Origin of the sequence: Streptomyces sp. NPDC058307 (assembly GCF_042880295.1) — a bacterium.
Lineage (GTDB): Bacteria > Actinomycetota > Actinomycetes > Streptomycetales > Streptomycetaceae > Streptomyces.
Window position 1 is genome coordinate 37,941 of the sequence record NZ_JBHVYZ010000017.1, and the last position, 20,377, is coordinate 58,317.

Annotated in this window: 14 protein-coding genes and 1 pseudogene; 4 read left to right on the forward strand and 11 right to left on the reverse strand. The window is 72.1% G+C overall.

The window, feature by feature from the left end:
* Positions 1-20 precede the first annotated feature (20 nt).
* From sbnB to ACFVYN_RS15140, 5 genes are read right to left on the reverse strand one after another with little or no spacing between them, the layout of a single operon-like run.
* Positions 21-1,052, reverse strand: a complete 1,032-nt coding sequence (gene sbnB / locus ACFVYN_RS15120) for a 2,3-diaminopropionate biosynthesis protein SbnB (RefSeq protein WP_389997819.1) — start codon at positions 1,050-1,052, stop codon at positions 21-23.
* A complete protein-coding gene (locus ACFVYN_RS15125; protein WP_389997822.1) occupies positions 1,049-2,035 on the reverse strand; it encodes a TauD/TfdA family dioxygenase in 987 nt (328 codons plus the stop codon). Before ACFVYN_RS15125 ends, sbnB begins: the two co-directional genes overlap by 4 nt.
* An 11-nt stretch (positions 2,036-2,046) precedes the next feature.
* Positions 2,047-4,134: an amino acid adenylation domain-containing protein gene (locus ACFVYN_RS15130; RefSeq protein WP_389997825.1), complete on the reverse strand. Its 2,088-nt coding sequence runs from the start codon at positions 4,132-4,134 to the stop codon at positions 2,047-2,049.
* Positions 4,135-4,177: 43 nt separating this feature from the next.
* Positions 4,178-6,646, reverse strand: coding sequence for a Pls/PosA family non-ribosomal peptide synthetase (locus tag ACFVYN_RS15135; RefSeq protein WP_389997828.1), 2,469 nt, complete (start codon positions 6,644-6,646; stop codon positions 4,178-4,180).
* Between the two features lie 35 nt (positions 6,647-6,681).
* Positions 6,682-7,890, reverse strand: a complete 1,209-nt coding sequence (locus ACFVYN_RS15140) for a heparan-alpha-glucosaminide N-acetyltransferase domain-containing protein (RefSeq protein WP_389997831.1) — start codon at positions 7,888-7,890, stop codon at positions 6,682-6,684.
* Positions 7,891-8,476: 586 nt separating this feature from the next.
* Between ACFVYN_RS15140 and ACFVYN_RS15145 the strand changes: the two genes are divergently transcribed.
* On the forward strand, positions 8,477-9,619 hold the full coding sequence (locus ACFVYN_RS15145) for a YihY/virulence factor BrkB family protein (RefSeq protein ID WP_389997834.1): 1,143 nt from the start codon (positions 8,477-8,479) through the stop codon (positions 9,617-9,619).
* 342 nt (positions 9,620-9,961) lie between these two features.
* Here the strand turns inward: ACFVYN_RS15145 and ACFVYN_RS15150 are convergent.
* Positions 9,962-10,248: pseudogene (locus tag ACFVYN_RS15150) on the reverse strand (NmrA family transcriptional regulator); the annotation flags it as partial.
* A 49-nt stretch (positions 10,249-10,297) separates the two neighbouring features.
* On the opposite strand from ACFVYN_RS15150, the gene ACFVYN_RS15155 reads away from it, so the two are divergent.
* Both ACFVYN_RS15155 and ACFVYN_RS15160 read left to right on the forward strand, forming a co-directional pair.
* Positions 10,298-10,957, forward strand: coding sequence for a ThuA domain-containing protein (locus tag ACFVYN_RS15155; RefSeq protein WP_389997837.1), 660 nt, complete (start codon positions 10,298-10,300; stop codon positions 10,955-10,957).
* Between the two features lie 215 nt (positions 10,958-11,172).
* Positions 11,173-11,712 carry a peptidoglycan-binding protein gene (locus ACFVYN_RS15160; RefSeq protein WP_389997840.1) on the forward strand — a complete coding sequence of 180 codons (540 nt, stop codon included), beginning with the start codon at positions 11,173-11,175 and terminating at the stop codon, positions 11,710-11,712.
* A gap of 37 nt (positions 11,713-11,749) precedes the next feature.
* Here the strand turns inward: ACFVYN_RS15160 and ACFVYN_RS15165 are convergent, their stop codons facing one another.
* On the reverse strand, positions 11,750-12,172 hold the full coding sequence (locus tag ACFVYN_RS15165; protein WP_389997843.1) for a helix-turn-helix domain-containing protein: 423 nt from the start codon (positions 12,170-12,172) through the stop codon (positions 11,750-11,752).
* 159 nt (positions 12,173-12,331) lie between these two features.
* Positions 12,332-13,375: a LacI family DNA-binding transcriptional regulator gene (locus ACFVYN_RS15170; protein ID WP_389997846.1), complete on the reverse strand. Its 1,044-nt coding sequence runs from the start codon at positions 13,373-13,375 to the stop codon at positions 12,332-12,334.
* A gap of 451 nt (positions 13,376-13,826) precedes the next feature.
* Here ACFVYN_RS15170 and ACFVYN_RS15175 point away from each other — a divergent pair, with 451 nt between their 5' ends.
* The gene (locus ACFVYN_RS15175) at positions 13,827-15,413 is read left to right on the forward strand and encodes a carboxylesterase/lipase family protein (RefSeq protein WP_389997849.1); all 1,587 of its coding nucleotides are present in this window, start codon (positions 13,827-13,829) and stop codon (positions 15,411-15,413) included.
* A gap of 546 nt (positions 15,414-15,959) precedes the next feature.
* Here ACFVYN_RS15175 and ACFVYN_RS15180 read toward each other — a convergent pair.
* From ACFVYN_RS15180 to ACFVYN_RS15190, 3 genes are read right to left on the reverse strand one after another with little or no spacing between them, the layout of a single operon-like run.
* Positions 15,960-17,660 (reverse strand): alpha-amylase family protein, encoded by a 1,701-nt coding sequence (locus tag ACFVYN_RS15180; protein ID WP_389997851.1) that lies wholly within the window; start codon positions 17,658-17,660, stop codon positions 15,960-15,962.
* Positions 17,651-18,655, reverse strand: coding sequence for a TIGR03885 family FMN-dependent LLM class oxidoreductase (locus ACFVYN_RS15185; RefSeq protein WP_389997854.1), 1,005 nt, complete (start codon positions 18,653-18,655; stop codon positions 17,651-17,653). Before ACFVYN_RS15185 ends, ACFVYN_RS15180 begins: the two co-directional genes overlap by 10 nt.
* Positions 18,656-18,673: 18 nt before the next feature.
* Positions 18,674-20,308, reverse strand: coding sequence for an IS200/IS605 family accessory protein TnpB-related protein (locus tag ACFVYN_RS15190; RefSeq protein WP_389997856.1), 1,635 nt, complete (start codon positions 20,306-20,308; stop codon positions 18,674-18,676).
* Positions 20,309-20,377: the final 69 nt, after the last annotated feature.

Genomic DNA, 20,377 nt, shown 5'->3' on the forward strand with positions numbered 1-20,377 from the left:
TCCTCATGCGCGCAGCTCGTTCAGCCGTACCGGCGCAGCTCGTTGAAGAACCCGTCGACGACATGCAGTTCGCCGCGCCGGGCCAGTTCGTCGTGGACGAACCTGCCGACGGCGAGGTCCAGCACCCCCAGGCCGAAGGGGGAGAACACCACCGTCCGGTCCGTCGGGACGGTCACCCGTCCGGTCAGCACGTCGTCCAGCGTGCCGTCGATGAAGTCCCTGCTCCCCGTGAGCCGTTCGGCCAGATGCGGGGAGGTCTCGGCCTTGAGGCAGTGCTCCACGTCGTCGACGAAGTTCGCGGACGCGAGCAGGATCTCCGGGGCGAGGTCGCGCAGGGACACGTGCAGGACCAGGGGGTGATGCCCGAACCACGACGGATCGTGGACGTGCGGCTCACCGGCGACCGTCGCGAAGACGACCAGGTCGCTGGAGCGGATCAGGGACTCGGCCGAGTCGTGCACGGTCACCTTCCCCGGCGCTCCGGACCGCTCCAGATAGCCGCGGAACCCCGCGGCGCTCTCGGCGGACAGGTCGTGCACGCCCGTCTCCTCGAACTCGAAGCCGGTGGCGGTGAGATGGGTGTGGAGGTAGCGGGCGATCAACCCGGTGCCGATGAACCCGACCCGGGTCGGGCGAGCCCGGCCCGCGCTGAGCTTCCCGGCCGCCAGCGCCGCCGACGACGCGGTGCGCGTGGCGCTGATGACCGAGCTCTCCAGGCAGGCGAACGGATAGCCGGTCGCCGGGTCGTTGAGGATCAGCACCGCCGACGCGCGAGGCAGCCCGGACTTGATGTTCTCCGGGAAGCTGGAGACCCACTTCAGGCCGTCCACCCTCAGCGGACCGCCCAGCGAGGCGGGCAGCGCGATGATCCGGGACGACGGGCGGTCCGGGAACCTCAGGAAGTACGACGGCGGGTTCACCGAGTCGCCCGCGCCGTGCAGCCGGTACACGGCCTCGACGAGGTCCGCGATCTCCCGTTCCCTTCCGTGCAGGGTCTGTTGCACCTGTGCGCCGGTGACCAGCGCGAAGGACGGGGCGTCGACGGTGCTCATACGCCGCTCACCTCGCCGTCGGCGCGCAGCACCGGGTCGCCGAGCGCGGCCAGCACCTCGCGCGGCCCCTCGAAGGGCTCACGGCTGTGCGCCGTACGGATGTTGTCGACGAGCAGGAGGTCGCCGTCCCGCCAGGGCTCGCGCACCGTGTGGGCGTCGTACACCTCGTTGATGGTCCGGACGACCTCCGCGTCGATCGGACTGCCGTCGCCGAAGCGGGTGTTGAAGGGCAGCCCGTCGGCGCCGTACATGTCCACCAGGTATTCGTGCACTTCGGGCTCCATGGTCCACTCGTTGAGGAACGCGATCTGGTTGAACCAGCAGGGCAGACCGCCGGCCGGGTGCCGCAGCACCGCGCCGCGCCGCTGCCGGGTGTGCAGGGAGCCGTCGCTCTGCCAGGCGAACTCGATGGCGTGCCGGCGGCAGTAGTGCTCGACGGCGGCGCGGTCGTCCGTGCCGAAGGCCTCCTCGACCGACGCGCCGATCTCCTCGTGATAGGCCCGGGTCAGCAGCCAGCCCTCCCGCTCGAAACGGGAGACCAGTTCGCGGGGCAGGGCCCGCAGCACCGCCGAGGCGTCGGCGAGCGCCGTGGCGCCCCCGGAACCGGGCGCCTCCAGGCAGGCGAACAGCAGCAGGCCCGGGAACTCCAGGCCGTAGCTGACCTCGTGGTGCATGCACATCTGCTGGTTGGGCGGCCACTTGGTGGACGAGTACACGCCGTCCGCGTAGCGGCGCCGGGGTGCGAAGGGCTCACGGTCGGGCATCAGGCCGTCGGTCAGCCGCCGGAAGACCGCCTCGCTCGTCCCGGGGTCTGCCAGACCCAGGCCCCGCACCAGGACACAGCCGTGGTCGCGGACGAGGGCCCGCAGCGGGTCGCGGTGCGCGGCGGCCCAGCTCACCGCGTCGCCGTCGGGCTCGGCGTGCAGGAGCGGCGGGCTGCCCGGGGCCGGATCCAGAGAGGGAAGGAGACTCGTGGAGGACATCTGGGTTCCTTTCAGCTGCGCCGGTCGAGCAGTTCCGCCAGGTCCGCGAGGACCGGGTGGCGGACGACGTCCTGCAGGGTGACCGCCCGGTCCAGGGCGATCGCGAGACGCACGGCGGACAGTGAGCTGCCGCCGCGGTCGAAGAAGTGGTCGAGGCGGCCGATCCGCTCGGCGGGCAGGCCGAGCACCTCGGCCCAGGCGCCCGCCAGCCGCCGCTCGGCGGCCGTCACGGGCCCGGCCGCCGACGCGCCGTCGAGGTCCTCGGCGAGCGCGGTGAGCGTCCGGCGGTCGGTCTTGCCGTTGGCGGTCAGCGGCAGCCGCCGACGCCAGTGCACGACGGCCGGGACCATGTACGACGGCAGCGACACGGCCAGCCGTGCCCGTACCGTGTCCGCGGCCACCGGCTCGGGCCCGGCGCAGAACGCGGCGAGCTGAGTGCCCCGCACGACCACGACGGCCCCGTCACGCACCCCGTCCACCCGCAGCAGCGCGTTCTCGATCTCGCCGATCTCCACGCGGAAACCGCGGATCTTGATCTGGGTGTCCCGGCGGCCGAGGAACTCCAGTTTGCCGTCGGCCCGCCAGCGCCCCACGTCACCGCTGCGGTAGAGCCGCTCGCCGGGCCGGTGCGGGTCCTTCATGAAGGCCGCCGCGGTGCGCTCGGGGTCGTTGACGTACCCGCGCCCCACGCACACCCCGGAGAAGACGATCTCGCCCGGCGCGCCCAGCGGCACGGGCACCAGGTCCTCGTCGACCACGTACACGCGCACATTGCGCACCGGCCGCCCGAGCGGCACCCCGTCGCCGTCCGGGGCCCGGTCCATGACTTCGTGGTTGGTGTCGTCCGAGGTCTCGGTCAGGCCGTAGGCGTTGGCCAGGCGGATGCCGGGCGCGGTGGCGAACCAGCGCTGCACCAGCTCCCGCTTCACCGCCTCGCCGGTCACCGACACACAGCGCAGGTCGGCCAGTTCGCGGGGCCGCTGCCCCAACTCGGCGAGCACTGCCTCCAGATACGACGGCACGACCTGGAGCACGTTGACCCGCCCCCGGACCACCGTGTCCACGAACCGCGGCACGTCCAGGACCGTGTCCTGCCCGACGATCAGTGTCCGCCCGCCGACGACCGGCCCGGCGAGCAGCTGCCACAGGGAGATGTCGAAGCACTGCGGCGCGGTCTGCGCGACCACCGTGTCCTCGCCGATCCCCAGGTCCTCGACCTTGGCGAGCACATGGTTGAGGAAACCGGCGTGCTCGCACATCGCGCCCTTGGGCTCACCGGTGGAGCCGGACGTGAAGTAGATGTAGGCCAGCCGGCCCGCAGGGACCGGGATCCCGAGATCGTCCCCCGCGTGGCCCTCGGCGTACGCGGCGTCCACGAACAGCGTCTCGGCGGCCGTAGCGGAGAGCGATCCCGTACTGCCGTCCTCGGTGACGACGAACGCGCAGCCCGCCCGGGACAGCGTCCTCGCGACCCGCTCGGCCGGGAAGTGCGGCTCGATCGGCAGATACACCCCGCCGGCCTTGAGGACGCCCAGCACGGCCGCCATCCAGTCCAGGTTCCGCTCCATGACGACGGCGACGACGTCCTCGGCCGCAAGGCCCCGGGCCAGCAGCGCCCGGCCGACCTGGTTGGCCCGCGAGTTGAGCTCGGCGTACGTCCACCGCCGCTCGTCCTGTACGGCGGCCACGGCGTCCGGGTGCTTCTCGACCCGCTCCTCGAACAGCTCGTGCACCCGCCGGTCCGGGAGCTCACGCACCGGGCCCGCCAACTCCTCCAGCTGGAAGCGGAGTTCGTTCTCGGACAGCAGGCTCCGGCGGTCCGGGTCGGCGAGCGCGGTGAGGTGGTAGCCGGCGATACGGGCGGCCGCCTCGGAGTCCAGGGCGCCGGAGCGGTAGCGCAGCCGCAGTTCGCCGTCGGTGACGGTGACGCGCAGGTCGTCGCCCGGAGCGGCGTCCGTCTCGCCCGAGAGGGCGGCGAGGACCCTGGTGTGGGCCGCGAGCAGCGCGGCGGGATCGGTCGGCGTGCCGTCGGGCAGCCGGACCGCGTACTCCGTGACATCCGGTATCGGACCGGGCGTCCGGTGCGGAACTGTTTGCATGACTTCGTCCCCCTGTTTGTTTCGTTCGGGCAGCTCAAGCCGTTCAGGCGCGTCGCAGCGCCACCGCCGGATTCCCGCCCCAGTGCGCCCCCGCCGGCATCTCCTCGCCCTTCATCAGGAAGGCGTCGGCACCGAGCACGGCGCCGTCGCCCATCGAGACGCCGTAGTGGACCAGCGCGCCCGCCCCGAGGGTGCAGCCGTCGCCGATGACGATGTGGTCGGACTTGAAGGTGCCGTCCTCCTGGGAGTGCGCCTGCACCTTGGAGTGGTGGCCGAGTGTGGTGTCGCTGCCGATCGCGACCAGCGTCCGCTCGGTGATGTAGCAGCCGTCGTCGAAGACCCGGCGGCCGATCCGCACGCCCAGCAGCCGCCAGACGAGGTTCTTGAACGGGGTGCCGTCGAACACCGCGAGATGGTGGTCGGGCACCTTCCACAGCCGCTCGTGCCACCAGAAGTACGGCTCGTAGATGGAGCACAGCCGCGGCTGCAGCGGCCGGAACCGGGTGATCACCCGCTCCACCAGCGCCCAGTAGCCGGCGGTCACCGCGAGGCCGGCCATCAGGTAGCCGCCGATCAGCAGTGCGCCGAGGGCGCCCCGGCCGCCGTGGAGATCGACGGCCGCGAAGCCGAGCAGCGTCAGCAGGAGCCAGTTCAGCCAGCGCAGGAACAGGAACAGGGCCATGGTGCGCGCGTTGGACCGCTTCTTGGCCGACAGGCGGCGGCGCAGCTCGTCGCCCTCGCGGAAGTGGTCGAAGCGGGTGTCGCGCTCCACCGTGCGCGGGATCTCGAAGGGCGGCGAGCCCAGCAGGCCCACGTTCTCGCGGAGTTCGCCGTCGAGCGGGACCAGCACCTTGGTGGCGAGCAGGCAGTTGTCCCCGGTGCGGCCGCCCACGGGATAGGCGATGTGGTTGCCGAGGAAGTTGTGCGCGCCGATCGTGACCCGCGAGACGCGGAACGAGGTGCTGGAGTACTCGGCGTTCAGGACCGACAGCCCGTCGGCGACCATCGTGCCGCTGCCGACGGTGGCCAGGTACGGCGTCTCGTGCGCCACCTCGGTGCCGAAGTTCGAGCCGGTCTGCTCGACGCGCGAGAGGTCGTAACCGAGGGCCCGCAGGTAGGGGACGATGTACGAGCTGTCGCCGCACAGCCACTTGAAGAACCTGATGTTGGTCATGCGGGCGATCGCGCGCTGCACCGAGTAGTGGAAGCCGTACAGCGGATAGCCCCGGTCGGCCCTCAGGGTCAGGTTCAGCAGCCGCGGCAGCACCGTCACGGTGACGAGACCGAGGACCACGGAACCGACGAACAGGGCGACGGACAGGATGACGGCCTCGGCGTAGAAGGGCGCCGACTCCAGTTCCCTCGCGTTCGGTTCGAGCAGTGGGTCCAGGGCCGGCACGAGGTCCATCACCAGGAAGACACCGCCGATGCCGAGCGGGACGTACACCAGCAGGGTCTGCAGCAGGGTCGCGAGGGCGTAGCCGGCCCGGCGCGGGGTGGTGCAGCGGGTCGCCGGGACGCGGATGTGGTCGACGGTGGTGGGGCGGGCGGGTGAGCCGTGCCAGCGCTGGCCCGCGGGGATCGCGGCGCCGTCGTACAGCGCGGAGGAGTGGCCGAGCTGACCGCCGTCGCCGATGGACGTGCCGATGTCGAGGACGGTCTTCTCGCCGACGAAGACGTCCCGGCCGAGGGTGATGGGGCCGGTGCGGATGCGGCCCGCGTGCGCCCGGTAGCCGAGGAACAGGGCGTCCTTGCGGATCACCGTGCCGGCGCCCACGGTCAGCAGGTCGGTGCAGACCGGCACCGAGTGGGACAGGATCGTGACGCCCGTGCCGATCCGGGCGCCGAGGGCCCGCAGGTAGAGGACGTACAGCGGGTTGCCGGTGAACAGGACCATCGGGTTGGCGTGCAGCAGCGCCTTGACCAGCCAGAAGCGGACGTAGGCGAGGCCCCACACCGGGAACTCCGTCTCCTTCCACCGGCCGACCAGCACCCACTTCGCCACCACGGGCAGGGCGCACAGGGCGAGGAACAGGGCGCCGCCGAAGACCAGCGAGCGCAGATAGACGGAGAGCAGGCCGTCGGCGCCGGATATCCAGGAGTACCCCGCGGCGGTGGCGGCACCGGCCCCGAGGCAGTACGCGGCGAAGGCGAGAAACTGCGCGATGCCGCACAGCACGTAGCGGGCGCTGCTGCCCGGCGGCGGGGGTGGCTCGGCCGGCCGCGCGGGGGCCGGTGCGGTGGTGGGGGCCTCGGCGAGGGCGGTCGCCAGGGAGCGGATCGTCGGGTGGCCGTAGACGTCCCGCATCGACACCTGCGGCAGATCGGCCCGCTTGCGGACCCGGGCGCAGAACTGCGCCATGACCAGGGAGTTGGCGCCCAGATCGTCGAAGAAGTGGCTGTCGAGGGGTACTTGATCCGTCTTCACGACCCCGGCCAGCACCTCGGCGAGGACGTGGGCGGTGCCGTCCACCGGAGCGACTGTCGTGATCTCGCCGGGATTTACCACCACTTGAACTCCTAGATCATTGTTTTTCGCCTTATGAACTATTCGGTGTGCCTGCTAAGTCGGGCCGGGCGCTCCACCGGTTCCGGGGGCGGCGGTGGTGTTACGGCCTCGCGACACCGCCGGGCCGCGCCTGCGACGACCGTTTCCAGCGGGCCACGCCCGACGTGCCGCCACGAGAGGGCGAACAGGAGCGCTCCGGTGGTCATGACGGCGTAGAGGAGCCCGGGGGAGCCGGAGAGCGCACCGGTGGCGAGAAGGAGCACATGGGCGGCGTACAGGGTCAGCGGCATGCTGCCCGCCGCCGCGAGCGGCGCGAGCGCCCGCGTGAGAGGGGCGCTCCTGGTCAGCAGCAGGGCGCCCCCGAGGATCGCCGCGGCCGAGCCCAGGGTGAGGAGCAGGTCGAAGGGGGTGGTCGAGTGCGGCGCGCGGGACAGCAGCGCCCACCAGGTCACACCGTCCGGGCTGTCCCACAGGGCCTCGGCGCGGGAGGCGCCCGGAAACTCCGCGCGCCACAGCTGCCGCAGCTCGTCGAACCGGAACAGAACCAGGGACGACACCAGCCAGACCCCGGCCACCAGCGCGAGGCCGCCCCCGAGGAGCCGGGGCGCGATCGTGCGTGACGCCAGGTCCAGTCGGCCGAGGGCGAGTCCGGCGCACAGGTACGCGGTCCAGGCGAGCACCGGGTAGTCGCCGTGCACGAGCAGGTCCGAGACCAGGCCGAGCGGATCGGTGACCACGTCCTGGAGGGTCGGATCGCCGTCGAACGCGGGCACGGGCAGTACGCCCCGCAGCGCGTGGACGGCGAGCGGCGCCCCCACGGCCAGGGTCAGGGAGAGAGCCGCCAGGGTCCGCGGGCCGAGGCCGAGGAGCGGGATCGCGATCAGGAACAACAGGGCGTAGAAGACCAGGATCACGTCCACGTCCAGGTCCGCCGCGCGTGAGGCGTAGCCGAGCAGCAGCCCGATCAGCGCGATGACACCGGCCCGCGCCGCCACCGCGACAGTCGCGGGCCGCCCGGTCACGGGCCGGCGCCCGCCGGTCGTGAAGGCCAGGCCGATCCCGGCCGTCACGGCGAACGTCGCCGAGGAGCGGCCGCCCGCGAACATCCAGGCGGGCGTGGGCGATCCGGCCTCGTCGAACGCGCCGAACACGTGAACGGAGAACATTCCGAGCAGGGCCAGGCCCCGGGCCACATCGACCCCCACGATGCGCGGCACGGCTTGCTTCGGCACGTTCGGAACAGGCATGAAAATTCTCCAGAATGGGATACGGCGGAATATCGGGCGCTGTTCAGTACGCGCCGAAAATCGGGATAGAAGAACCCCCGTGGTTCCGGTGTTCCGGAAGGAAAAGAAGTGTCGTGAGACACGGAATGGGATAAGAGAAGGAGCGGTTCGGTATGCGCCTGGAGTGACCACGTGACGGGGGTGGGGTGGTCGGCTCGGGCCTTGGTCAGGGCCCCTGAGAATGCAATCCGAATTGTTTCGACGGGCTCGTGAACGGGTCAAGCGCATTTCAGTCAATGGCGGTTTCTCGCTGGTCGACCGCTCGCCGGTGCCGTGACCCGTTAGTGGCGCCCGGCGACGCCACCGGGCAACTCACTTTATGGGCGGTGCATTTGTCGCCGGATATTCCGGTTCCCGGGGCCGCGAAATCCAGCCAGCGAGTTCATGACAGAAAAAGGGTTCGATTTCCTTGACGATTTCCGCGCAGTTGCCCGGTGTTTTCCGCGGTATGACGGAACCGAACACGAGCGGGCGTTCCCCGCACGGGCGTGCCCCGGACCGGGACGGGGGGATGAGTGCACGCTCCCACGGCGGATACCTTTAGGTCGTGCAGGCAGCAAGCGAATCCCCTCAGGCATCCTCCGGCCGGCTCCACCGGGCCCGTGCCCTCTACCGGAACGTGTCGAAGCGCAGGACCGCCTGGCTGCTGGTCAAGGACACCGTCAACTCGTGCATCGAGTACCGCATCCTCGGCCTCGCCGCCGAGGCCGCGTTCTTCTCGCTGCTGTCCGTACCGCCGCTGCTGCTCAGCCTCATCGGACTGCTCGGCTACGTCGACGACTGGACCGGCACCGACAGCATCAGCAGCCTGGAGGCCAACCTCCTGGCCGCGGCGCGCACGGTCCTGTCCGACAAGGGGGTGCGGCAGATCGCCCAGCCGATCCTCGACGACGTGATGAAGGGCGGCCGCCCCGACGTCATCTCCGTCGGCTTCCTGTTCGCCCTGTGGTCCGGGTCGCGCGCGGTGAACGTCTTCATCGACACCATCACCGTCATGTACGGCCTCGACGGGGTCCGCGGCATCGTCAAGACCCGCCTCGTGGCGTTCGCGCTGTTCGTCGCGGCCCTGCTGATCGGCTCGGTGGCGCTGCCGCTGATGGTGGCGGGCCCGGACGCGGTCGTACGGATCGTGCCGTGGTCGACGACGGTCGTCCAGGTCCTGTACTGGCCCGTGGTGATCATCCTGTCCATCGCCTTCCTGACCACGCTGTACCACGTGTCGGTACCGGTGCGCTCACCGTGGATCGAGGACGTCCCGGGCGCACTGGTGGCCCTGGCGATGTGGGTGCTGGGAAGCTTCCTGCTCCGGATCTACCTGCAGAGCACCATCGAGGGAGCGACGATCTACGGCTCGCTCGCCGCCGCGGTGGCGGTGCTGCTGTGGATCGGCGTGTCGGCCTTCGCGGTCCTGGTGGGCGCCGCGATGAACGCCGCGATCGACCGGGTCTGGCCCGCCGCGGCCACGGCGGCGGCGCGTGCGGCGAACGAGCGGATGCGCGAGGCGCAGGTGGCGCAGTACGTGGCCCGCGCGGCGGCACTCCGCGACACCGATCCCGACCCGGACGACCCCGACATGCCCTCGGAGTTCCCGGAGCGCTGGTCGCGCTTCCTGCCGCCGGAGGACGTCACGTCCCGCCTCCGGGCCCACGCGAAGACGACGCATCCCCCGCAGAAGCCGGAGGGCTCCTGACGGGGGTACACGCCTACCGCTACAGGGGCTCGCGAGCGCCGCCGCGGGCGCCGAGCCGGACACCGCCAAGCCGCAGGCGCCGGACGTGACCCCTTCCGCCCGCGGGTCCCGCCACCGACCCGGCGTTCGACAACAAGGTGCTCGCCCCGGCCCTGGAGCGCTACGACCGCGCGCGAAGTTGGAGACGTTCACCGAGAAGCCGTCGGCCTTGGCGATGCCGGCCGCCGGGCGGCGGGCCGTGGCGGCCGTGGACCTGACGCTGCTGTCGCGACGGCCGGCGGGCGGCTGTCTCTACGGCGCCCGTGCGCGGCCGCGGGCTACTGGTGTGGCACCTGACGGCGCTCACACCGTCCAGGTGCCCGTCGCCGCCGCCTCCCGCGCGATCTCCGTGAACTCCCGCGGCTCACGGCCCAGCACCTCCCGCACCCCCTGCGACAGATACGCGTTGCGTCCGTCCAGCAGCTGGGCGAACGCCTCCACCCGCGCCTCCACCTCCTTCGCCGGCACCCCGAACGCCAGCAGGCCTCCCCGTACTCCCGCGGCGACACCGCCCGGTACGAGAGCTCGCGCCCGGTCGCCTTCGCGATCTCCGCGACCGCCTCGCCGAAGGACAGCAGCCGGGGCCCCGACCGGGCACCCGCCGGCAGGCGCACCCAGGACCGGCCTACGCTCGGGGCCATGGCTCCCCGACTCCTCGTCCACACCCGGACCACCGCCTACCGCCACGACTCCATCCCGGCCGCCGTCGACGCCCTCCGTGCCCTGGGAGGCTTCGAGGTGGACGCGAGCGAGGACCCGGCGGCCCTGGAGCAGCCCCTCGACCGGTACGCCGCCGTCGTCTTCCTCTCCACCAGCGGTGAGATCCTCACCCCGGCCGGGCGCGAGCGGCTGGCCGCCCATGTGGAGTCGGGCGGCGGATTCGTCGGGGTGCACGCGGCGGCCTGCACCGAGTACACCTGGCCCTACTACGGCGAGCTGCTGGGCGCCCGGTTCGACAGGCACCCCGCGTTCCAGCCCGGCAGGGTCCGCGTCGAGGACCGCGATCACCCGGCCACCCGGCACCTTCCCGCCGTATGGGAGTTCACCGACGAGTGGTACGACTTCGGGACCAACCCCCGAGGTTCGGTACGGGTGTTGGCGTGCGCCGACGAGTCCTCGTACGAAGGCGGCGGCATGGGCGCCGACCATCCGCTGGTGTGGTGCCGGGAGCAGGGCGCGGGCCGGGTCTTCTACACCGCGCTCGGACACGCCGCCGAGGCGTACGCCGACCCGGACTTCCGGGCGCATCTGCTCGGCGGGATCACCTGGGTGGCCCGGCTGGGGCGCAGCGGGGTCTGAGCCCGTCCCATCCCGTCCCGGCAGGTCCCCGCACGGCCCGCGCTCCCTGACCGCACCGCCGTACCCGGCACGGACCGTCCCCGGCCGGTCCGGGGACGCCGGCAGCCCTCGCCGTGCCCACCTCAGCCCTGTGAGGCTGTGCCGTGTTCGAGCGAAGCGAGCCGCCCCAGGGGGAACCACGGGGGAACCACGGCGGTTCGGAAAGGGAGACTTCCATGAGCATGCGCAAACGGGCCGTCGCGATGGTGACGGCCGCGTTGCTGGGCGCCGGGGCGCTCGGCCTCGCCATGGCGCCGGCGGCCGACGCGGCCTCGTACCACGGCGTCGACGGCAACGGCGTGGTCAGCGACGACTGGCAGGACGAGGAGAACCTGGGCGTCGACGACTCCACCAACAGCAACGCCACGGCCCTGTGGCAGTCCGTCCTGTACGCGGACGGCGCCAAGTGGCAGGACGAGGACGGGGACTGGCACAACTACTCCAAGAGCCGGATCGACGGCTCGTTCGGCCCGGAGACCGAGTCGGCCACCCAGTGGTGGCAGGAGCGCTACGGCCTCACGGACAACGACGGCGTGGTCACCGACCAGAGCTGGGAGTTCGCCCAGCAGTGGCTCCACGGCCCCTTCGCAGGCGGCCAGGTCCGCTACGACGGTGACAAGCGGGACGTCGACTTCAAGCGGGTCAGCGGCAAGTACCGGCTGAAGCTCAAGGGCACCGGCCCCTGGCGGATCGCGTACTACGACCAGCTCGGCTGACCCCGGCCGACGGGGGAGCGGGCGGCCGCACGGCCGGTCACCCGCTCCCCGACGGCCACGCCCACAGCACCCCCGCCACCAGCAGGACGATGACCGCGAACGCCACCAGCGCCGCCGTACGCCACCGCCGGTGCTTGAGAGCGGCCGGGACCGGCACCGCCACCTCCGGCACCACCGCGGTCACCGGCGTGCCGTACGGCCAGCCCGGGTCGGCCAGTTCCCACAGCGCCAGCAGCCGCGCCTGGTCCGCGCCCGCCACCCGGCACAGTGCCTGCACCGCCCCCCGCGGCGGCTGCTTGGCCCCGCTGAGATACCGCTGCCAGGACGACTTGCTGTACGCGGTGCGCCGGGCCAGCTCGGCGAGGCTCAGATCCGTACGGTCCTTGAGGCGCCGCAGTTGCTCGACGAGGTGCCGCGCCTCCCTCGGAAGCGAGTCCGGCAGCGGCCGCCAGCGCGTCATGGTCGTCCCCCAAGTGCTCGCCGCCGCCCCGGCAGGGGCAGTGGCCCCCCTCCCCGCCGCAACGTTCGACGCCGGCCCGCCCCGGCCAGTTCCCCTCGCCCGCGGATGACCGAAACTGAACGAATCCGGCGGTGGGTGGCCCCTGCGGCCGGTCGCCGGTCAGTCGCGCGGCGGGGCCGTGCTCGCCCGCTCCACCAGCCGCGTCGACAGCTCGGTGCGGGTGCTCTCCGGCCGGTCGCCCTCCATCATGCGCACCAGCAGCCGCAGGCCCGTCGCCGCCATCTCCGACAGCGGCTGACGGACCGTGGTGAGAGCCGGAGTGGTCCAGCGGGCCTCGGGGAGGTCGTCGAAACCCACCACACTGATGTCGTCGGGGACGCGCAGACCCCGCCCGGCCAGGGCCTCGTACACGCCGAGGGTCATGCGGTCGGAGCAGACGAAGACCGCGGTGGGCGGTTCGGGCAGATCGAGGAGTTCCAGCGTGCGGCGGTGGGCCGCGCTCTCGTCGAACCCGGCGTGGCGGACGTACTCGGGACGCTGCCGTATCCCCGCCGCGGCGAGCGCGGAACGGTAGCCCGCCACGCGCGCGCTGCTGCCCATCCTGCGCTGGTGACCGGCGACGACCGCGATGCGCTCATGGCCGAGCGCGAGCAGGTGCTCGGTCGCGGTCACCCCGCCCTGCCAGTTCGCCGCGCCCACCGAGACCACGCCCGGCGGCGGCTCCGGATCCGGGTCGATCAGGACGTAGGGGATGCGGTGCTGGTCCAGCCAGCCGTACTGCGACGGCGTCAGCTCGGCCAGGTTGAACAGCACCCCGGAGGAGCCGCGAGCGGTGAGCTTGTCCATCCAGCCGCGATCCGGGCGCCCCGCCCGGTTCCGGGACAGCCCCGCCGAGACCACCACCTCCAGGCCCGCGTCGTGGGCCGCCGCCTCCACCCCGTGCAGCACCGCCCCCGACCACGAGGTCTCCAGCGAGTGCACGACCAGGTCGACGAGGCCCGACGACTTCGCCGCGTCGAATCTCGGTCTGCGGACGTACCCGAGCCGGTCCAGTGCCTCGGTGACCCGGCGGCGGGTCTCGGGCGCCACGTCCTCGCGGCCGTTGACCACCTTGGAGGCGGTCGGCACCGAGACGCCCGCCTCCCGGGCCACGACCGCCAGCGTGGGACCGGCCGCCACGCTCGCACTCCCCGTGCGGACCATCGGGAACCACCTCTCCGGCCCGCCCGAGGGCCATGAAAGTTTCGACCAGCGCGGAAATAGTAAGCGCTTCCTACCCTAGGTTCGCCCGGTGAAGTCGGGAAGAGGTCGGGAAGAGGTCGGGAAGAGGTCGGGCTCGGCGGGTCTTCAGGTCCTCCCGAGTTTCGAAACTCCGAACGCGTGCACACAGGGTTGGTTGGCCGGTGTCTCACTCGCGGATGAAGCGGTCGATCTTCACTTCGGTGAGCGAGTCGAGCGCACCGAGTCGCGCGGCTGCGGGGTCGTCCACGGCCAGTTCGGCCTCGCCGTTGTCGACCATGTGGACGACCGGTCGCGGTGCCGCACCCCCATGTGCGCCAGGTAGCGGCCGAACCGCGCTCTGCATCGGAATACGGAGCCGAAATGTGGTGCTCTGTTGTTCACGGTGCAGTAGCGCGGTGAGGAGGCTGGTGGGATGACAGCAGTCCAGGCGGACCCCGTGGTCAGCACGCCGTACGGGGACGTGCGCGGCCGCTACGAGAACGGCGTCGCGGTGTTCCGTGGCATCCCCTACGCGGCCCCGCCCTTCGGGCCCCGCCGCTTCCGGCCGCCGCAGCCGCCCGAACCCTGGGACGGGGTCCGCGACACGGTCGACTTCGGGCCGACGGCGCCGAAACCGCCGTACTCCGAGGCGTTCGCGCAGTACCTCTCCGACCCGTCCGTGCCCGGCGACGACTGCCTCAACCTCAACGTGTGGACCCCCGAGCCCGGCCCCGGAGCTCGCCTGCCGGTCCTGGTGTGGCTGCATGGCGGCGCCCTGACCAGGGGATCCTCCGCGGTGCCGGTGTACGACGGGCACGCTTTCGCCCGGGACGGCGTCGTGTTCGTCTCGGTCAACTACCGCCTCGGCGTCGAGGGCTACGGCCTCTTCCCGGACGCCCCCGCCAACGCCGGCCTGCGCGACCAGCTCGCCGCGCTCGCGTGGGTCCACGCGGCGATCGAGGCCTTCGGCGGCGATCCGGGGCGCGTGACGTTGGCCGGGCAGTCGGCCGGTGCGATCAGTACCGGTGCCCTGCTGGCGGCCCCGCAGGCCCGGGGACTGGTCCGGCGTGCGGTCCTGCAGAGCGGGCCGCCCGAGGTGAGCGACCGCGACAAGGTGCGGCGGATGGTGCGCCGGATGGCCACCCGCTTGAAGGTCCCCGCGACCGCGGCGGCCTTCGCCGACGTCGACCGTGACCTCCTGCTGCGCACCCAGGCCGAGGTGGGCCGGCTCAGCAGCCCGGTCCTCGGCGGCCCCGCGTTCGGGATCGTGGTCGACGACGACCTCGTGCCCCGTGATCCGCTGGAGGCGCTCACCGAGCCGGGCGCCGGGGTCGCGAGGGACGTCGAGCTGATGCTGGGCTGGACCAGCGAGGAGTACCGCCTGTGGCTCGTCCCCGGCGGCCTCCTGGAGCGCGTCGAACGGCTCGGCCCCGTCGCCCTCGCCGGCGCCATGGCCCGCTGCCACTGCGGCTCCGAGGTGGTCCGCGGCTACCGCGCCCTGCACCCCGACGCCGGCACCGCCGAGACCGTCGGCCAGATGGTCACCGACCACCTGCTCCGCATCCCGCTGCACCGCCTCGCCGAGGCCCGCCCGGGCACGTCGTACGTCTACGAGTTCGCCTGGCCCTCCCAGCTGCCGCAGCTCGGCGCGTGCCACGGCCTGGAACTGGGCTTCGTCTTCGACACCGGCGACACCCCCGAGTCCGCCAAGCTCGCGGGCGAGGGCACCCCGACCGAACTCGCCGACGCCATGCACGGAGCCTGGGTGCGCTTCACCGTCGACGGCGACCCCGGCTGGCGGCCCTGGGACGCCACCCACCCCGTGCAGATCTTTGGCAAGGGCGACCCCTACCTCGCGTCCGGCCCTCGGGACGGTGATTTCGCGGTGTGGACGGCCGACCCGACCACCGAGGAGACGGCGCCCGTGTCGGAACCGGTGGAGGGCTGGCCCGCACGGACCGCGGAGCTGCGGTCGGTCGTACGGCGGCTGCGGCGCTCGGGGCTCGCACGGCGGCACTGAAGTCGGGCGGCCCGGGTCCAGTCGCCGGTCGCCGCGACCGAGTCCCGGACCACCACATGGGTGCCCAGCAGGAGGTGCTCGGCGGGCTCCTCCGCCGTACGGCCGAGCGCGGTGCGTACGGCGAGGCGGCCCGGCTCCTCGTAGGGGACTGGACGTGCACGGTGGACGTCGAGACCGGCCTCGGGGAGGGCGGTCAGGGCGCCCGCCGCGACCATGTCCGTGGCGGCGACCACGGCCGTGAAGTCCAGGCCGTCCTTCAGGGCCCGGCGCATCGGACGGTGACCGGAGTCGCGCGTGAAGTCGCCGTTCAGGACCAGCGCGGGGCCTGGGCCCAGCGCCCCGCAGGACGCGCTCGCCCGGCTCGGGGACGCGGCCGGCTCGACATGACGGTCAAGGCTCCGTTCCGCCGCGAGCGCGCAGCCGGACAACGGCCCTCCGGCAGGCCAGGTGGCCGACAGACGGACCAGGCCGTGAAGCAGAGCTCACCCCGGGCACGGCACACCGGGGCGGCCCCGACGACAGCTCGGGGCCGCCACTCACGGGTTGTCAGCCGGACGCGATGCTTTCGGGGTCGTCCGCCGGGGTGCCGACGCGGAGCCACCGATAGCCGTACGGGGGCAGGTCGACGTGGAACATGCCGTCCTCGCCTGCCTTGAGACCGGTGTGTCCCTCGTCGAGCAGGTCCGTCAGCCGTCCGCCGGATCCGGCCTCGGCCAGTTCCAGCCGTACGGTGTGCGGCCGGTCCGCGAAGTTGTGGACGGCCAGCACGGTGCCGTCGCCGGCGCGGCAGACGTGCGCCAGCACGGCGTCCTCCCCGGTCGTGAGCAAGCGGTAGTCCCCCCAGGCCAGTTCGGGGGCCTCCCGGTAGCGTTCGATGAACAGACGCATGCGGCTCAGCAGGGATGCAGGATCGCGGCTCTGCTCGTACACGTTGATCTTCTGGGGGCCGAACGCGCCGTCCACCAGCGGGTTGGGGAAGGCGTCCGGCTCGGCGGTGGAGAACCCGGCGCCCTTCTCCGGGGTCCACTGCATCGGGGTGCGTACGGCCTGGCGTCCCTCCGCGGCCAGGTTCTCGCCCATGCCGAGTTCCTCGCCGTAGAAGAGCACGGGGGTGCCCGGCAGGGTGAACAGCAGGCTGTAGGCCAGTTCGACGCGGCGTCGGTCGCCGTCGACCATGGGCGGGAGCCTGCGCCGCAGCCCTCGGTCGTACAACTGCATGTCCTTCTCCGGGCCGAAGGACGCGAAGACCTCGGCCCGTTCGGCGTCGCTGAGTTTGTCGAGGGTGAGTTCGTCGTGGTTGCGCACGAACACGGCCCAGTGGGCGTCGCGCGGTGCCGCGGGGCGGTCGCGCAGTGCGGCGGCCAGCGGCCTGGCGTCGTGGCGTGCCATCGACAGGTACATCCGCTGCATCGCGACGAAGTCGAAGCACATGGTGAGTTCGTCGCCGCGGTCCGAGGACGGGTCGCCGAAGAAGCGGGTGGTGCCGTCGTAGGGCAGGTTGACCTCGCCGAGCAGGACCGACTCGCCGTTGCGGCGGCCGAGGAAGGCACGCAGGTCGGCGAGGTACTCGTGCGGGTCGGGCAGGTCCCCCGCGTCGCTCTGTCCGTCGGTCTCCAGCAGGAAGGGCACGGCGTCGACCCGGAAGCCGGACAGGCCGAGCTGGGTCCAGAAGCCCATGATGCGGGCTATCTCGTCACGGACCTCGGGGTGGGCGACGTTGAGGTCGGGCTGCTGCTTGTAGAAGCGGTGCAGGTAGTACTGGCCGCTGCCCTCGTCGTACTCCCACAGGCTGTCCTCCGCGTCGGGGAAGACCACGCCCTGCGGGCCGTCCTCCGGTGGCTCGTCCTTCCAGACGTACCAGTCGCGGTGGGCGGAGTCCCGGCCGGAGCGGGCGTCCTTGAACCAGGGGTGCTCCTCGGAGGTGTGGTTGACGACGAGATCGGCGATCACGCGGATGCCGCGGTCGCGCGCGGTGCGGACGAACTCGGCGAAGTCGCCGAGGGTGCCCAGGCGCGGGTCCACGCCGTAGAAGTCCGTGATGTCGTAGCCGTCGTCGCGCTCCCGCGTGGGGTAGAAGGGCATCAGCCACACGCAGGTCACGCCGAGGCGCACCAGGTGGTCGATGCGCTGGGTGAGCCCCGCGAAGTCCCCGATGCCGTCGCCGTTGCCGTCCTGGTACGTCTCGACGTCCAGGCAGTACACCACCGCGTTCTTCCACCACAGGTCGGACGTGCGTGTCAGACGCATCGGTACTCCTTCGCCGTCGCGGGGATCGGGCGGGTCACGTCGAGTCGCGGCAGTACCTCGGCGCCGAACGCGTCGATGAAGGCGCTCTGTTCGCGCCCCACGTGGTGCAGCATCACGGCGTCGAACCCCAGGTCGGCGTACTCCTGGAGCCGGGCGGCGTGCCGGCCGAGGTCGGAGGAGACGTCGACCGTGCGCGCCACCTGCTCGGGGGTGACGTGCTCGCTGACGACGTCGAACAGTTCCGCGGAGTCGAGGTCCCAACTGGCCGGTGGGGCGTGCACGTTGGTCCGCCACTGGTCGTGCGCGAGGGCGAGCGCCTCGGCCTCGTCGGGCGCCCAGCTCAGGTGCACCTGGAGGTGGAGGGGGCCACGGCCGCCCGCGTCACGGTACGCGCCGATGATCTCGCGCAGGCGTTCGCGCGGGGCGTTGACCGTGATCAGTCCGTCCGCCCACTCGGCGCACCAGGCCGCGGTGGCGGTGCTGCACGCGGCTCCTATCAGCGGCGGTTCCTCGGGCGGCAGCGTCCACAGCCGGGCCCGGTCCACGGTCACCAGCCCGTCGTGGCTGACCTCCTCGCCCCGCAGCAGCGCCCGGATGACGTCGACGCACTCCCGCAGGCGCGCGGAACGGATGTCCTTGCGGGGCCAGCCCGCGCCGGTGATGTGTTCGTTGGAGGCCTCTCCGGTGCCGAGCGCTGTCCAGAACCGGCCCGGGTTCATGGACGCGAGCGTGGCGATCGCCTGGGCGACGACGGCGGGATGGTAGCGCTGGCCGGGCGCGTTCACCACACCGAACGGCACCTGGTCGGTGGCCTGGAGGGCGGCTCCGAGCCATGACCAGGCGAAGCCGGACTCCCCCTGACGCACGCTCCACGGCGAGAAGTGGTCCGAGCACATGGCGGCGGTGAAGCCCGCCTGCTCCGCGCGTACCACGGCGTCGAGCAGATCCGCGGGCGGGATCTGCTCGTGCGAGGCGTGTAATCCGTAGACAGTCATGGCAAGCGCCTACCGTTCTTAAAGACTGAGCGGGAATGAGTCCTGTGGCCAGGCCCCATGCTCAGCCGGGTGCCCCGAACGGTGGTGGGCACCCTGGTCGCCCGCTTTCGCTCCACGGCCCGGCGGCGCGCATCCGGTGCGCGGTCCGGGAACGTGGGGGCGGGTTTCCTCACGCCTGCGGGTGTCCGGTCGGGCCTGGACGGTCCGATGCCCCGCACCATCACTCCGGTGGGGCGGGGGCGGTGCCATCCGTCGCCTGATCGGATGCCCGAGGGCGCGTCGCCCGATCGCGATGCTCGCCGCATCGTGCCGGGAAATCTTGCGGGTTGTCGTAGTGAGCGGCTGCTGCCAGTGTTCGGCACCCCAGCGGCTGGTGTAGGCGGGGTCCACCGCGACGACGGCGATGTCCTGCTCGGCGGCCATCGACACCAGCCGAGCCCTGAGCTTCGCGGTGGGGAAGCGGGAGATGAGACGGCGGAAACGCTTGTTGCGGCCGTGCTTCTCGCGGCTGGTGCCCTCGGTGAAGTCGAGGTCCTCGATGGCGATCGCGACCGCCCCGCAACGGCGGGCGTGGTGCAGGAGCCTGGTCAGGGTGTGCCGGATCTGCGCGTCCCGGTGCTGGGTGCTGCCGGTGAGGTCGTAGAAGAAGCGCTGCGGTTCGCCGACCGGGTTGCCGTGCACATCGAGGTGCCAGGCGGTGAGGTGGTCGTCGTTCATGTCCACTCCCACCACCCCCCGGGCCAGCGCCGCCTGAAGCGGCAGGACGGGGGCGGCGGCACGCTGCCAGGAAGCGGTGACATACCAGCGGCCGCGCACCACATCGTGGTGGATGCGGTAGGCCACCGCCCGGTTCGCGGTGACCCGGTCACGCCACTCCTGCCCGCGATGCTTGAACACCACGGCAGCGTCCAGCACATACCGGCCGTGCGGGGCGTTGGCCAGGTGGGCCAGCGGGGCCGGGAGCTTGAGGGAGAGCTGTCCGGTGTCGGTGACGCGGATCGTCTCGTTGCCGAAGCGTTTGCCGGACTCCCCGTCGGCGGCAAGGAACATCCGCTCCGCCTGCCACCGCTGCCGCCACGCCTGCTCGCCGAGGCCGGCTGCTTGAAGGTGGTGGCGGGTGTTCGCGAGGCATTTGCCGCCGCGCACCACACGCACCCGGCCCGCCGCCCAGTCCGTCTCCACCACCGCGAGGCGGTCCTTCAGCGTCTGCAGGCGGCGGGATTTGGCATGCCACTCACCCCGCGAGGCATACCCGCGCACCAGCCCCGCCCGCTTGTCGGCCTTGGCACCGAGCGGCCGGGCCAGCCGCGCCTCGATGGACACGATCTGCCCCCGCAGCCACGCCATGTGGGCGGCCTGCCCACGCCGGGCCAGCGCCCACTGATCATGGGTGGCCTTGGTGATGCTGCCCGCCCAGCGCGCCGACGACCTTCCCGTCAGCTCCCGCTTGCGCACCGCCCAGGCCGCCGCATCATGTGCCGGCCCCTGCCGGGAGCGCTCCGCGAGATCACCTGCCGCCAGCGAACCCAAGTAGACACCGACTTCGGTGAGCACCGCCGCGTCCGCCTCCGACACCCGCAGCCGGTCCCGGATCGCCACCCCGGCGGGGCCGGGCACCACGAACGACGCCGCCACCTCCCGCAGTGCGCCCACTCGTACACCCCGCCCTCTGCCGAAGATCCCCGTCCACAGCAGTCAACGAGCAGCATCCGCAAAGGTCAC

Coding starts and splice junctions, on each gene's coding strand:
- ACFVYN_RS15180 (WP_389997851.1), bottom strand. CDS start 17,660: ATGCGTCTGACACGCACGTCCGACCTGTGGTGGAAGAACGCGGTGGTG.
- ACFVYN_RS15175 (WP_389997849.1), top strand. CDS start 13,827: ATGACAGCAGTCCAGGCGGACCCCGTGGTCAGCACGCCGTACGGGGAC.
- sbnB (WP_389997819.1), bottom strand. CDS start 1,052: ATGAGCACCGTCGACGCCCCGTCCTTCGCGCTGGTCACCGGCGCACAG.
- ACFVYN_RS15160 (WP_389997840.1), top strand. CDS start 11,173: ATGAGCATGCGCAAACGGGCCGTCGCGATGGTGACGGCCGCGTTGCTG.
- ACFVYN_RS15165 (WP_389997843.1), bottom strand. CDS start 12,172: ATGACGCGCTGGCGGCCGCTGCCGGACTCGCTTCCGAGGGAGGCGCGG.
- ACFVYN_RS15155 (WP_389997837.1), top strand. CDS start 10,298: ATGGCTCCCCGACTCCTCGTCCACACCCGGACCACCGCCTACCGCCAC.
- ACFVYN_RS15170 (WP_389997846.1), bottom strand. CDS start 13,375: ATGGTCCGCACGGGGAGTGCGAGCGTGGCGGCCGGTCCCACGCTGGCG.
- ACFVYN_RS15125 (WP_389997822.1), bottom strand. CDS start 2,035: ATGTCCTCCACGAGTCTCCTTCCCTCTCTGGATCCGGCCCCGGGCAGC.
- ACFVYN_RS15185 (WP_389997854.1), bottom strand. CDS start 18,655: ATGACTGTCTACGGATTACACGCCTCGCACGAGCAGATCCCGCCCGCG.
- ACFVYN_RS15140 (WP_389997831.1), bottom strand. CDS start 7,890: ATGCCTGTTCCGAACGTGCCGAAGCAAGCCGTGCCGCGCATCGTGGGG.
- ACFVYN_RS15130 (WP_389997825.1), bottom strand. CDS start 4,134: ATGCAAACAGTTCCGCACCGGACGCCCGGTCCGATACCGGATGTCACG.